Raw genomic sequence first — 13,374 nt, forward strand, 5'->3', positions numbered from 1 at the left:
GTTTCGCCCCCGCAGTACGCCCATGACGCGCCCATGCTGATCCAGTTTTTCTACACGCTGCGCGCCGCCAAGCTCAAGGTGACCGTGCCCGAGTACCTGACGCTGCTGGAGGCGCTGCAGGCCGGCGTCATCGGCGGCCCCGACAACGGCGGCGTGGCCAGCATCGACGACTTCTATCACCTGGCCCGCACCAGCCTCGTCAAGGACGAGACCCAGTTCGACAAGTTCGACCGCGCCTTCGCCGCCTACTTCAAGGGCGTCGAGATGCTGACCGACTTCACGGCCGAGGTGCCGCTGGAGTGGCTGAAGAAGAACCTCGAGCTGCAGCTCACGCCCGAGCAGAAAGCCGCCATCGAGAAGATGGGCTGGGACGAGCTGATGGAGACGCTCAAGAAGCGCTTCGAGGAGCAAAAGGAGCGCCATGAAGGCGGCAACCGCTGGATAGGCACCGGCGGCACCAGCCCCTTCGGCAACTCGGGCTACAACCCGCAAGGCATCCGCATCGGCGGCTCAGGCGGCAACAAGAGCGCGGTCAAGGTCTGGGAACAGCGCGCCTACCGTGACTACGACGACTCGCTGGAACTCGGCACGCGCAACATCAAGGTGGCGCTGCGCCGCCTGCGCCGCTTTGCGCGCGAGGGCTCGGAGCTGGAGCTGGACCTGGACGGCACCATCCACGGCACCGCGGCGAATGCCGGCATGCTCGACATCCGCATGCAGCCCGAGCGCCACAACAAGGTCAAGGTGCTGCTGCTGATGGACGTGGGCGGCACGATGGACGAGCACGTGCATCGCGTGGAAGAACTCTTCAGCGCCGCCAAGACCGAGTTCAAGCACCTGGAGTTCTATTACTTCCACAACTGCGTCTACGACTTCGTCTGGAAGAACAACCGCCGCCGCTTTGCAGAGAAGCTCAACACCTTCGACCTGATCCGCAAGTACAACCGCGACTACAAGCTGATCTTCGTCGGCGACGCGACGATGAGCCCCTACGAGATCCTGCAGGCCGGCGGCAGCGTCGAATACAACAACGACGAGCCCGGCGCGGAATGGATCCAGCGGCTCACCCACGCCTTCCCCAAGTACGCCTGGATCAACCCCGAGCCCCAGGGCGTCTGGCAGTACCGGCAGAGCATCGCGTTGATCCAGCAGCTGGTGCAGCAGCGCATGTTCCCGCTGACGCTCTCCGGCCTTGAAGGCGCGATGCGGCTGCTCAGCAAATGAAGCGCCTGCTTGCGCTGCTGCTCGCGGCGGCACTGGGTGGCTGCGCCACGAAGGCGCCGACACCGCCGCCCGTCCCCGTCCCCGACGTGCCGGCCGATGCGCCCGCCGTCTACAGCCTGGACATCCGCGTCGACGACGACACGCGCGACAACCGCCTGCGCAACCTGCTGGCCCAGCACCTGGACATCGCCCGCTACCGTGCCAGCGAGGCGGCGCTGAGTCGCGTCGAGCTGGCCCGCCTGGCCGCGGCTGCGCCGGCACAGGCCCAGACGCTGCTGGAGACCGAGGGCTATTTCAACGCCACGGCCACCGTCGAGCGCGATCCGGGCAATGCGTCGGAGGTGCGCCTGCATGTCACGCCCGGGCCGCGCACGCGCGTGGCCAGCGTCGCCATCGACTTCCAGGAAGGCATGGCCGAAGACGACGCCAAGGCGCTGCGCGAGAGCCTGCGCCGCGCCTGGCCGCTGCGCGAGGGCGATACCTTCACGCAGGCGCAATGGGCCAGCGGCAAGAACGACCTGCTGCTGCGCGCCCGCGCCGGCGGCTACCCGCTGGCGCGCTGGGCCGAGACCAACGCCCGCGTCGACCCCGACACGCAGACGGCCGAGCTGCGCCTCGTCGTGGCCAGCGGCAACCGCGCCAAGTTCGGCGCGCTGCGCATCGAGGGCCTGAAGCGCCAGACGCGCGAGTCCGTCGAGCGCCTGACCGGCTTCAGCCGCGGCGACGCCTACACCGAGCAGCAGCTGGCCGACTTCCAGGAACGCCTGGCCAAGACCCAGCTGTTCGACGCGGTGCGCGTACAGCTGCAGCCGGAGACGGTCGAGGCCGACGGCAGCAGCCCCGTGCTGGTCACGCTGACCGAGTCGTCGCTGCAGCAGGCCACGGTCGCCGTCGGCTACCACGCCAACAACGGCCAGAGCATCAGCGTGGAGCACCTGCACCGCCGGCCCTTCGACCTGCCCGTGCGGGCGCGCTCCAAGGTGCAGCTCAGCCGCGACCTGCGCGGCCTGGAGCTGGAGCTCAGCTCCCACCCCCAGCCCGACCTGAAGCGCAACCTCGCGTCGCTGCAGTTCGAGCAGGACCGCAGTGGCGACACCATCGCGCAGAACCTCGGCCTGCGCCTGGGCCGGCTCTACGAGGCCGCGCAGGACGAGCGGCTGAGCTATGTCGAGCTGCTGCGCGCGCGTGAGACGGCCGGCAGCGAGGTCCACACCAACCTCGCCGTCTCCGTCAACCAGCAGTGGATACGCCGCCGCCTGGACAGCAACCTGCTGCCCACCGACGGCCATCAGGCGCTCGCCCTCGTGGGCCTGGGCTACGCGCGCGGCGGCGGCAGTGAAGACAGCGGGCCGTTCGGCCGCATGCAGTTCAAGCTGGGCGTCTACAAGCCCTTCGGCGGCTGGTTCGGCTCAGCGCGCGCCGAGGTGGCCCAGGTCGTGGCGCGCGAGCAGGTGGGCGTGCCGGAGAAGCTGCTGTTCCTGGCCGGCGGCGACGAATCCGTGCGCGGCTATGCCTATCGCAGCCTCGGGCCGGTCCGCGACGGGTTGACGGTCGGCGGCCGCGTGATGGCGACCGGCAGCGTCGAGGTGGCGCGGCCCATCCTCGCCAGCTTCCCCAGCCTGTGGGGCGCCGTCTTCGTCGACGCCGGCAACGCGGCCTCGCGCTGGCAGGACTTCCGCCCCGTCGTCGGCTATGGCGCCGGCGTGCGCTGGCGCAGCCCGGTCGGCCCGCTGCGCGTGGACTTCGCGCGGGCGCAGGAGACCGGCAAGTGGCGGCTCCACTTTAGCGTCGGGATCACGCTGTGAGACGCTCCCTGCGCATCCTGCGTAACGTCCTGATCGCAGTGACGGCGCTCGTCGTCGCGGCCGCGGCCTTCATCGCCTGGCTGCTGCAACGGCCGTCCGGTGGCGCCTGGCTGATGGCCCACCTGCCCGGCGTGCAGATCGAGGCGCCCGAGGGCTCGCTGATGGGCGACTTCCGCGCCAGGCGCCTGCTGCTCACCTGGGCCGGCGGCACGGCCGAGCTGCGCGGCCTGCGCTGGTCGGGCCTGGGCGTGAGCCCCAGCCAGGGCGTGCTGCTGGCGTCCACGCTGTCGGTCGACGAGGTGCTCATCCGCACGCAGCCCAGCACTGCGCCCACCGTCGTGCCGCCCGACCTGTCGCTGCCGCTGGGCGTGCGCATCGCCAAGATGCACATCGCCAGCCTGAGCTGGTCGCCGACCCAGGCGCCGCTGCAGAACCTCGTCGCCGAGGTCAACCTGCCGCGCCGCGGCACGCACCACGTCAAGTTGACCGGCGCGCGTTGGCAGCACCTGCTGCTGGCCGGCGAGGCCACGGTCGAGAGCGCCGCGCCCATGCAGACCGAGGCCAGGCTGTCGGTGCAGCAGAACGAGGCCACCGACCTGCCCTGGCTGGCCGTGGCCGCCGCGCGCGGGCCGCTGGCCAAGCTGGCCGCCAAGGCCGAGCTGGAGGCGGCCAAGCAGACGCTGAAGGCCCAAGGCGAGATCCAGCCCTTCGCGCCGTGGCCGCTCAACAGATTGAACCTGCAGGCCGACAGGTTCGACCTCGCGGCGCTGGCCGCCCTCGCCCCCGGCTTGCCGCGCACGGCGCTGACCGGCACGGCCAAGCTTGATGCACCGGCCCGCGATGCCGAGGCCACGCTGCAGGCCGACCTGCGCAACGACGCGGCCGGCCGCTGGGACCAGGGCGCCCTGCCCGTCAAGCGCCTGGCCCTCGCGCTGGCCGGCCGGCCCGACCAGCTCACCAGCCTGCGCCTGACGGCGCTGGACGCCGAACTGAACGGCGGCGGCCGCGTGCAGGGCAAGGGCCAGCGCGAGGCCGATGGCCGCTGGCAGCTGGAGGCCCGCGTTCAAGGCCTGCGCCCCGAGGCGCTGGACGCCCGCGCCACGCCGGCGCGGCTGGACGGCCCGCTCACCCTCGCGGGCGGCGGCGCGGGCCAGCCCTTGGCCGCCAGGCTGGACTTGCGCGGCACGCTGCAGGAGCGCCCGCTGCGCATGCAGGCGCGCGCACAAGGCCGCCTGCACGACCAGGGCAGCAGCTGGCAGATCGAGGAAGCACGGCTGACCAGTGGCGACGCCGAACTGCAGGCCAGCGGCCGCGTCGAGGCAGGCGCCAAGAACGTCGCCGCCAAGCTGGATGCCAAGCTGCGCCAGTTCGACCCGCGCCTGCTGTGGCGCGGCGAACCCGGCTCGGCCTGGGCCCGGTTGCCGGCCACGAAGCTCAACGCCGACGCGCGGCTGGACGTGCGCGGCAGCGGCCCGGACAACGCCACCGGCACGGCCGACGCCAAGCTGCTGCCCAGCCAATTCGGCGGGCTGCCGCTGCAAGGGCAGTTCAGCGTCAAGCGCGCACGCGCGACGGACGCCGCGGCCTTCGACGCCGACGCGCGGCTGGGCAGCAACCGGGCCGAGGCCAGGGGCGAGGCGCGCACGACGGCCGTCACGGCGCAATGGAAACTGCAGGCGCCCAGGCTGGCCGAGCTGAACCCGCTGCTGGCGCTGTTCGACCAGGGCGCCGTGGCCGGCCAGGCCGAGGGCGAGGGCGAGGTGCAGCTGGCTCGCGGCAAGGCCGCGTCGTCACCCTGGCGCATCGGCGGCAGCGGCCGACTCGCCCTCACCGCGGTGAGCGCCCAAGGCGCGACGCTCGCCAATGCGCGCGGCCGCTGGGCCCTGCCGCTGCCGGGCGCCGACGGCGACGGGCCGCTCACCCTCGCGCTGGAGGCGAGCGGCGTGCGCCATCCGCGTGCCGACATCAAGACCGCCAAGGTCGACCTGCAGGGCCGGCGCAGCGCGCACGAGGTCAAGGCCCAGCTCGCCGGCCGCGCGCGGCCCGCGCCGGAGCAAGACCTGAACATCGGCGCCACCCTCCAGGCGCAAGGCGGCTGGGACGGCCAGGCCTGGGCCGGCCGCATCGCCAGGCTGGACGTGGCGCCGCTGCGGCCCAACACGCCCGCCGTGCTGGCCGCCAGCGGCGTGGCGCTGAAGGTGGGGCCGGGGCTGCGCGTCGTCGCCGAACCCGGCCGCGCCGAAGTGGGCGGCGCCTTCGTGCGCTGGCAGGCGCTGAGCTGGCAAGGCGGCGACAAGCCCGAGATGCGCGCGCAGCTGCAGCTCGAGGACCTGGCGGCCGCGCCGCTGCTGGCGCGCTGGCAGCCCGACTTCGGCTGGAGCGGCGACCTGCGCGTGACCGGCCACGCCAACGTGCTGTTCAACGAGCGGCTGACGGCAGAGCTGCTGATCGAACGCAAGAGCGGCGACCTGCGCGTGACCGACGAGTTCGGCTCGCGCCCGCTGGGCCTGACCGACCTGCGCCTGGCGGTCAACGTGCGCGACGGTCTCTGGCAGTTTGCGCAGGGCCTGGCCGGCAGCGAGCTGGGCAGCTTCGGCGGCGCGCTGGCGCTGCGGCCCACGGGGCTGTGGCCCAACGCGCAGACGCCGGTGCAGGGGGTGCTGCAGGCCAATGTCGCCCAGCTCGGCAACTGGGGCAGCTGGGTGCCCGCGGGCTGGCGCCTGGCCGGGCGCGTCGGCGCCACGGTGCAGCTGGCCGGGCGCGCCGGGGCCCCCGACCTCGTCGGCACGGTGGACGGCGACGGCCTGGCGCTGCGCCATCTGCTCTATGGCGTGGACTTCACCGAGGGCCGCTTCACGCTGGCGCTCAACGGCCAGCGAGCCGAGCTGACGAAGCTGGAGGCGCGCGGCGGCGACGGCTGGCTGCGTGCCACGGGCCGGGCCGAGTTCGGTGGCAAGCCCACCGCCCACATCGAGATGAAGGCCGACAAGCTGCGCGTGCTGTCACGCGTGGACCGCCGCATCGTCGCCAGCGGCGACGCCACGCTGGACCTCGACGACAAGGGCCTGCAGCTGGCCGGCAAGCTGCGCGCCGACGAGGGCCTGTTCGACTTCACACGCGCCGACGCGCCGACGCTGGGCGACGACGTGACCGTGGTGCGCGGTGCGCGCAGTGCCGGGCCGGCCGCGCCACCCGCGCCGAAGGCCGTGCGCAACACGGCGGTCAATGTCGCTCTGGACTTCGGCCGTGACTTCAAGGTGCGCGGCCGCGGCCTGGCGACGACGCTGCGCGGCCAGCTGCAGATCACGCAAAAGGACAATGGCCCGCTGCGCGTGACCGGCAAGCTCGACGCCGACGGCGGCCAGTACGCGGCCTACGGCCAGAAGCTGGACATCGAGCGCGGCGACATCAGCTTTACCGGTTCGCTGGACAACCCCGCGCTGGACCTCCTGGCCGTGCGGCCCAACCTCGACATCCTCGTCGGCGTGCATGTCGGCGGCACGGCGCTGGCGCCGCGCGTCAGCCTGTACTCCGAGCCGGACATGAGCGACACCGACAAGCTCTCCTGGCTGCTGCTCGGCCGCGAGCCCGATGGCCTGGGCCGCACCGACACGGCGCTGCTGCAACGCGCCGCCGTCGCCCTGCTCAGCGGCGAAGGCGAAGGCGCCACCGGCAAGGCGCTGCGCCAGCTGGGGCTGGACGAGCTGTCGCTGTCGCAGAGCGACGACGACACCAAGTCCACCATCGTCCGCCTCGGCAAACAGATCTCGCGGCGCTGGTACGTGGGCTATGAGCGCAGCCTGAACGCGACGACGGGCTCGTGGCAACTCATCTACCGCATAGCCCAGCGCTTCACGCTTCGCGCCCAGGGCGGCGATGACAACGCGCTCGACCTGATCTGGCAGTGGAAGTGGGATTGATGTTCATAAAAATGGTCAATTCAACCGCAGTTGACTAGAATTCTGAACAAATGAACGAAACCCGCACCAGCGTGCTTGAGCGCCAGCTGCTGCTGCAGTTCGGCGAGCGGCTGCAGCGGCTGCGCAAGGCCCAGAAGCTGAGCGCCGTCGAGATGGCGCGGCGCGTGGGCATCTCCCGGACGACGTTGGCGGCGATCGAGGCTGGCGACCCGGGGCCGTCCCTGGGCACCTATCTGCGCGTCATGTCGGTGCTCGGCATCAGCGGCGAACTGGCATTGCTGGCAGGGGATGCCCTGCAGCCCGCGCCGGCGACGTCGGCTGCGGCGCGCTCCCTTCGCGCGCGGCCCGTCGTGCAGGTCAACGTCATGGCCGATGCATCGCGCCACGACGTGCAAGATCTGCAAAGCCTGGCGCTGCACGAAGAAGCGGTGCGCCTCGTGCGCGCTCAGCCCGAGCTGCTGGATCAGGCCAGGGCAACGCTATCGCGCTGGCTGGACGCCGCGCCCTCGCGCAGCGCGAGCCTGTGGCGGGAGTGGCAGGACATCCTGCAACGGCAAAGCTGGCGCAAGGTGCTGGGCCGCACGCGGCGCGCCCAGGAGTTGCGGCAGGCCTCGCCCTTGACCACCGTGTTGCCCGCTGCCGCGCGCGAGCGTGTGCTTGCCGAGGTGCGCCTTCTGAAGGACGGCGTCGCCCTCGGCGCAGCGGCGGAGCCACGATGACGCGCGACGAACTTGAGCATCTGATCCGCGCCAGCGCCGCGGTCACGGATCAGTACGAGTTCGTCATCGTCGGCAGCCAGTCCATCCTGGGGGCCATTCCGAATCCCGCCGCCGTCTTCACGATGTCCGCCGAAGCCGACATCTACCCGCTGGCGGCGCCGGACCTCGCCGACATGATCGACGGCGCACTGGGCGAAGGTTCGTCGTTCCACGAAACCTACGGCTACTACGCCCAAGGCGTCGGCCCCGAGACGGCCATCCTGCCCGAAGGCTGGTTGCAACGCGTTCACCGCGTGCAGACCGCCGCGACCGAGGGCCGCGTGGGCTATTGCCTGGACCTGACCGACCTCTTCCTGTCCAAGGCGGCCGCGGGCCGCGACAAGGACCGGGCGTTCTGCATCGCGCTGCTGCAACACGGCCACGTGCTGGCGGACGACGCGCTGGCCCGGCTGGCCGGCATGCCGCTCGATGACGCAGCCAGGCGCCGCCTGCGTGCAGCCATCACCCGCTGGGCCAAGGCCGCTGCAACCGGCCCAGCGCCCTGAGCGCCTGACTTCCTTACTTTGACCGACCGTCGAAGTGATGCACCGGCACCGCCGCCAGGTCGATGCCCTCGATGCAGCGGATGTTGACCGCCGCCATCGCGTCGCCATTGGGCGCCTTGCCCTCGCCGTACGGGTGGATGCCGCAGGTGGGGCAGAAGCGGTGCTGGATGACATGCTTGTTGAAGGTGTAGCTGGCCAGGTCGCTCTCGGGCGTCGACAGGCGCAGGCTGGTGCGCGGCACGAACCACAGCAGCGAGCCCTTGCGCTGGCAGATGGAGCAGTTGCAGGAGAGCGCCGAGTCGATCTCGCCATCGACTTCGAACGTCACGCGGCCGCAGTGGCAGCTGCCTTGATGGGTGGTCATTGAAGCGTCCTGGATGAAGCTGGGAGACGGGCATTCTGGCGCCCGTCCCCTCCCCCTTCAACGCAGGTCGTAGCGGTCGGCGTTCATCACCTTGACCCAGGCGGCGACGAAGTCGCGCAGGAAGGCCGCGTTCGCGTCGCTGGCACCCAGCGCTTCGGCGATCGCGCGCAGCTGCGAGTTGGAGCCGAACACCAGGTCCACCACGCTGGCCGTCCACTTCACCTGACCGGTGCCGCGGTCGCAGCCTTCGATGACCTCGGGTTGGCTCTCGGAGCGGCGCCACTTGGTGCGCATGTCCAGCAGGTTGACGAAGAAGTCCTGCGTCAACGCGCCGGGTCGGGTCGTCAGCACGCCCAGGCTGGATTGCCCGAAGTTGGTGTCCAGCACGCGCAGCCCGCCGATCAGCGCCGTCATCTCCGGCGCGCTGAGGTTGAGCAGGTGGGCCTTGTCCAGCAGCAGCTCGGCGGCGACGGCGCCGTCCACGCCCGGCTTGAGGTAATTGCGGAAGCCGTCGGCCACCGGTTCCAGCACGGCGAAGGCCTCGACGTCGGTCTGCGCCTGCGACGCGTCCGTGCGGCCCGGTGCGAAGGGCACCTGGATGTCCGCGCCGGCCTGCTTGGCGGCGGCTTCGATGGCGGCGCCGCCGGCCAGCACGATGAGGTCGGCCAGCGAGACCTTCTTGCCGCCGGCCTGCGTACCGTTGAAGTCCTGCTGGACGGCTTCGAGCTTGGCGAGCACCTTGGCCAGCCGCGCCGGCTCGTTGACGGCCCAGTCCTTCTGCGGCGCCAGGCGGATGCGCGCGCCGTTGGCGCCGCCGCGCTTGTCACTGCCGCGGAAGGTCGAGGCCGAGGCCCAGGCGGTGGAGACCAGCTCCGGGATGCTCAAGCCGGACGCCAGCACCTGCGCCTTCAGCGCGGCCACGTCCTGGTCGTCCACCAGCGGATGGTCGACCGCCGGCACGCGGTCCTGCCAGAGCAGCTCTTCCTGGGGTACCAGCGGGCCGAGGTAGCGCGCGATCGGGCCCATGTCGCGGTGGGTCAGCTTGAACCAGGCACGCGCGAAGGCGTCGGCGAACTGCTGCGGGTTCTGGAGGAAGCGGCGCGAGATCTTCTCGTAGGCCGGGTCCATGCGCAGCGCCAGGTCGGCGGTGGACATCATCGGCGCATGGCGCTTGCTCGGGTCGTGTGCGTCCACGACCGCGTCGGCCCCCGCGCCGTCCTTGGGCCGCCATTGGTGGGCGCCGGCGGGGCTCTTGGTCAGCTCCCACTCGAAGCCGAACAGCGTCTCGAAGTAGCCGTTGTCCCACGTCGTCGGGTTGGGCTTCCAGGCGCCCTCCAGGCCGCTGGTGATGACATGACCCGCGACGCCCGTCTCGTAGCTGCTGGACCAGCCCAGGCCCTGCTCGATGATGTCCGCGCCCTCGGGCTCGGGGCCGACGTGCTTGGGATCGCCCGCGCCATGCGCCTTGCCGAAGGTGTGGCCGCCAGCCACCAGCGCCACCGTCTCCTCGTCGTCCATCGCCATGCGGGCGAAGGTGGCGCGGATGTCGCGCGCCGAGGCGAGCGGGTCCGGGTTGCCGTTGGGGCCTTCGGGGTTCACGTAGATCAGCCCCATCTGCACGGCGGCCAGCGGGTTGGCGAGTTCGCGCTCGCCGCTGTAGCGCTCGTCGCCCAGCCAGGTGCTCTCGGGGCCCCAGTAGATGTCGACCTCGGGCTCCCAGATGTCGGCACGGCCGCCTGCGAAACCGAAGGTCTTGAAGCCCATCGATTCGAGCGCGACGTTGCCGGTCAGCACGATCAGGTCGGCCCAGGAGATCTTGCTGCCGTACTTCTGCTTGATGGGCCACAGCAGCCGGCGCGCCTTGTCGAGGTTGCCGTTGTCGGGCCAGCTGTTCAGCGGCGCGAAGCGCTGTGCGCCGGTGCCCGCGCCGCCGCGGCCGTCGGCCGTGCGGTAGGTGCCGGCGGCATGCCAGGCCATGCGGATGAAGAAGGGGCCGTAGTGGCCGTAGTCCGCCGGCCACCAGTCCTGCGAGTCGGTCATCAGCGCATGCAGGTCGTGGATGACGGCATCGAGGTCGAGCGACTTGAACGCATCTGTGTAGTTGAAGGCCGCGCCCATCGGGTTGGCGCGCGGCGAGTGCTGGTGCAGGATGGCCACGTTCAGCTGGTTGGGCCACCAGTCGCGGTTGCCCTTGCTGCCGGCCGAGGTGTGCTTGTGGGGGTTGCCCGTGCTGCCCGTGAACGGGCATCTGGATTCGGTGGACATCGTTGCCTCCAATGGTTGTCCGCAGTGCCAGGGCAGTCTAGAAGTGGCCTCCTTCGACGGGCAAAGCAATCCTCCCAATGGCAGCGATAGCCAGAAATGCTGTCGCCCCGTGCCCCTCGCGATGCCGGCATGACATGCGAGAATTCGCGCCCTCGCGGGGCGCCACGCCCGGCGCTGCGCTGCTCTCCGTAGTTCAATGGATAGAACGGCCGCCTCCTAAGCGGCAAATGTGGGTTCGATTCCCGCCGGAGGGACCATCTCAGAGTTGCACAAGAACTCAAATCACATCAAGCGCCCAGCATCCATCGAGGTTCTGGGCGCTTTTTCATGTCACGTCGTCGCACGATGGCGCTTTACAGCGCGGGGGAACAGGGGGAACATTCAGGGGAACAGAGCGCATCTACCCCCCTCCTCGGGGCCGCTTGTTCCCCCAAGGACGTTCCATGCTCACTGACCGCGCCTGCCGCAACGCCACCTGCCCCGCCAACAAGCCGCGCGCCCGTTTTGCAGATTCAGGCGGCCTTTACCTGGAGGTGGCCGCCAACGGCTCGAAGCGCTGGTTCGCGAAGTACCGGTTCGGCGGCAAGGAGAAGCGGCTGGCGCTGGGGAGCTACCCGGCCGTCAGCCTCAAGGAAGCCCGCGACGGGCGCGACGCCGCCCGCAAGACACGCGAGCAAGGCGCTGATCCGGTCCAGGCGCGCCAGATCGCAAAGGCGATCAAAACGGCATCAGCAGCCGTCACCTTTGAGGCCGTCGCCCGTGAGTACCACGCAGCCAAGGCCGAGGGCTGGAGCGCCACGCACGCCAGGCAGTGGCTGCGCTGCTGCGAGAAGGATCTGTTCCCATGGGTCGGCAGCCTGCCCCTGGCCGAGGTCACGGCGCCGGTGCTGCTGTCGACGCTGCGCCGTGTTGAGGCGCGCGGCGCGACGCAGCTGGTGCGCGACCTGTGCGAGTTCGCCGGCCAGGTGTTCCGCTACGGCATCCAGTCCGGCAAGACCATCGCCAATCCGGCCGCTGACCTGAAAGGCGCGTTCAAGCACCACACAGTGCGCCACGCTGCGGCCCTGGTCGAGCCGGTTCGCGTCGGCGAGCTGCTGCGCGCCATCGAGGGCTACGCCGGCCAGCCGGCGACGCGCGCCGCGTTGGAGCTGTCGGCGCTGATCTTCCAGCGGCCTGGCAATGTCCGGGCCATGGAGTGGGCCTGGATCGACCTGGACGCCGCCATGCTGACGATCCCTGCCGACTCGATGAAGCGTGTCAAGGCCGGCAAGATCAACGGCCGGCCGCACTTCGTGCCGCTGGCGCCGCGTGCGGTCGAGCTACTGAAGGACGTGCAGTCGCTCACCGGCCACGGGCGCTTCGTGTTTCCCAGCAATCGGGGCGAAGGCCGCTGCATGAGCGAGAACACCATTGCGGGCGCTCTGCTGGGCATGGGCTTCGCCCGCGAGCAGATGAGCGCCCACGGCTTTCGCGCCATGGCCCGCACGCTCATCGTCGAGCGGCTGCCCGGCGTGTCGCCCGACGTCATCGAGGCCCAGTTGGCGCACGGCAAGGCCGGCCCGCTGGGCATGGCCTATGACCGTGCCGAGTTCATGGAGCAGCGCCGGGCGCTGATGAAGGCATGGGCGGACTATCTGGACCAGCTCAAGGCCGGCGCCAAGGTGATCGAGTTCAAGGCAGCATGAACGAGAACGGCCAAGCGAGCTGAGCATCAGCGACCGGTTCGGCTGAGTGCAGCCTCGGACGCAGTAGGCGCGCCTTCGTTGGCTCAAAGTCGAAGGGGACCACCTGGATGCCGTCGAAAAGGCTCGATTGCCACTCGATCCACGCGGTGCACCAGCGGAGGCGGTCGTACAACGTGCTGGTCACGATGCATAGGTACGTCGCCAGTTCGGTCGGATCGTGGTTGAACCGGTCGAGGAGGATTCCGTATGCGGCTGCCTGGGAGTAGCTGTGTCGGGCCAGCACCAGAAAGCTTGAGACCTCCTCGCGCTGGAGCAGTTGTACCGCCGGGTCGGTGATGGCCGGCGCTGCCAAGAGATGGGCCAGACTGTCGGCTCTCTCAGCCGCATCGTCGGTGTCCCAGTCCCTGTCCAGCTTGACTGCGTAGCGGACTTGCTTGTCGGCGTACTTGACCAGCTCGTTGTGGAGCCAGGCAAGAACCAGCTCCTGGTCGATGCGGAGGCTGAAATTGACTGCATAGCCGCGCTTCGCCGCAATGCTCGCGGCGATAAGCCAGGCCTGGTTCTCTACGTCCTCGGCTGTGTGCTCGCCTTCGGTCTGGCGGGCGATCCGTCGAAAGTCAGCGCGGCGTTGAATGGCGAAAGCCTGGAACGGGTCCATGGGCATAGAAGGCGGCTCCAGCCCACACCCCTTGCAGGCCGCGCATTCTTGCCGAACGGCGCTTGTGATCGTGTGACACCTATTGGCGGGTTAGTCCTACCGTGCGCACGTTGTAACTCGGCTATTAAACGCCTACATTATTCCGATGGTGATAAAGCCCAAACCTCTTGTGCGCCGTGGTCGTCCGGC

Annotated in this window: 9 protein-coding genes and 1 tRNA gene; 7 read left to right on the forward strand and 3 right to left on the reverse strand. The window is 70.1% G+C overall.

Going from position 1 to position 13,374, the window contains the following annotated elements:
- Positions 1–33 precede the first annotated feature (33 nt).
- From ASD35_RS23230 to ASD35_RS23250, 5 genes are read left to right on the forward strand one after another with little or no spacing between them, the layout of a single operon-like run.
- Positions 34–1,224, forward strand: coding sequence for a VWA domain-containing protein (locus ASD35_RS23230; RefSeq protein WP_056877277.1), 1,191 nt, complete (start codon positions 34–36; stop codon positions 1,222–1,224).
- The gene (locus ASD35_RS23235) at positions 1,221–3,029 is read left to right on the forward strand and encodes an autotransporter assembly complex family protein (RefSeq protein ID WP_056877278.1); all 1,809 of its coding nucleotides are present in this window, start codon (positions 1,221–1,223) and stop codon (positions 3,027–3,029) included. Before ASD35_RS23230 ends, ASD35_RS23235 begins: the two co-directional genes overlap by 4 nt.
- The gene (locus ASD35_RS23240) at positions 3,026–6,949 is read left to right on the forward strand and encodes a translocation/assembly module TamB domain-containing protein (RefSeq protein WP_056877279.1); all 3,924 of its coding nucleotides are present in this window, start codon (positions 3,026–3,028) and stop codon (positions 6,947–6,949) included. Before ASD35_RS23235 ends, ASD35_RS23240 begins: the two co-directional genes overlap by 4 nt.
- 50 nt (positions 6,950–6,999) lie before the next feature.
- Entirely contained in the window at positions 7,000–7,668 is a 669-nt protein-coding gene (locus ASD35_RS23245) for a helix-turn-helix transcriptional regulator (protein WP_056877280.1), read from the forward strand.
- Complete coding sequence (locus ASD35_RS23250; protein ID WP_056877281.1) at positions 7,665–8,213, forward strand: DUF6036 family nucleotidyltransferase; 549 nt, start codon at positions 7,665–7,667, stop codon at positions 8,211–8,213. The genes ASD35_RS23245 and ASD35_RS23250 overlap by 4 nt, the downstream gene beginning before the upstream one ends.
- Positions 8,214–8,226: 13 nt before the next feature.
- On the opposite strand, the gene ASD35_RS23255 is transcribed toward ASD35_RS23250, so the two are convergent.
- A complete protein-coding gene (locus ASD35_RS23255; RefSeq protein ID WP_056877282.1) occupies positions 8,227–8,577 on the reverse strand; it encodes a GFA family protein in 351 nt (116 codons plus the stop codon).
- 57 nt (positions 8,578–8,634) lie between these two features.
- Positions 8,635–10,842 carry a catalase/peroxidase HPI gene (gene katG / locus ASD35_RS23260; RefSeq protein ID WP_056877283.1) on the reverse strand — a complete coding sequence of 736 codons (2,208 nt, stop codon included), beginning with the start codon at positions 10,840–10,842 and terminating at the stop codon, positions 8,635–8,637.
- Positions 10,843–11,024: 182 nt separating this feature from the next.
- Between katG and ASD35_RS23265 the strand changes: the two genes are divergently transcribed.
- Positions 11,025–11,099, forward strand: a tRNA-Arg gene (locus tag ASD35_RS23265).
- Between the two features lie 186 nt (positions 11,100–11,285).
- Positions 11,286–12,527, forward strand: coding sequence for an integrase arm-type DNA-binding domain-containing protein (locus tag ASD35_RS23270; protein ID WP_056877284.1), 1,242 nt, complete (start codon positions 11,286–11,288; stop codon positions 12,525–12,527).
- Here the strand turns inward: ASD35_RS23270 and ASD35_RS23275 are convergent.
- A complete protein-coding gene (locus ASD35_RS23275) occupies positions 12,514–13,185 on the reverse strand; it encodes a hypothetical protein (RefSeq protein WP_157275719.1) in 672 nt (223 codons plus the stop codon). The two genes, ASD35_RS23270 and ASD35_RS23275, sit on opposite strands and share 14 nt — an antisense overlap.
- Positions 13,186–13,374 lie beyond the last annotated feature (189 nt).

It is taken from the genome of Pelomonas sp. Root1444 (assembly GCF_001426885.1).
Classification (GTDB): Bacteria; Pseudomonadota; Gammaproteobacteria; order Burkholderiales; family Burkholderiaceae_C; genus Pelomonas.

What these genes read in the sequence shown, in the direction of transcription:
- ASD35_RS23230 (WP_056877277.1), top strand. Translation starts at nt 34, where the DNA reads ATGCTGATCCAGTTTTTCTACACGCTGCGCGCCGCCAAGCTCAAGGTG.
- ASD35_RS23245 (WP_056877280.1), top strand. Translation starts at nt 7,000, where the DNA reads ATGAACGAAACCCGCACCAGCGTGCTTGAGCGCCAGCTGCTGCTGCAG.
- katG (WP_056877283.1), bottom strand. Translation starts at nt 10,842, where the DNA reads ATGTCCACCGAATCCAGATGCCCGTTCACGGGCAGCACGGGCAACCCC.
- ASD35_RS23250 (WP_056877281.1), top strand. Translation starts at nt 7,665, where the DNA reads ATGACGCGCGACGAACTTGAGCATCTGATCCGCGCCAGCGCCGCGGTC.
- ASD35_RS23255 (WP_056877282.1), bottom strand. Translation starts at nt 8,577, where the DNA reads ATGACCACCCATCAAGGCAGCTGCCACTGCGGCCGCGTGACGTTCGAA.
- ASD35_RS23270 (WP_056877284.1), top strand. Translation starts at nt 11,286, where the DNA reads ATGCTCACTGACCGCGCCTGCCGCAACGCCACCTGCCCCGCCAACAAG.
- ASD35_RS23235 (WP_056877278.1), top strand. Translation starts at nt 1,221, where the DNA reads ATGAAGCGCCTGCTTGCGCTGCTGCTCGCGGCGGCACTGGGTGGCTGC.
- ASD35_RS23275 (WP_157275719.1), bottom strand. Translation starts at nt 13,185, where the DNA reads ATGGACCCGTTCCAGGCTTTCGCCATTCAACGCCGCGCTGACTTTCGA.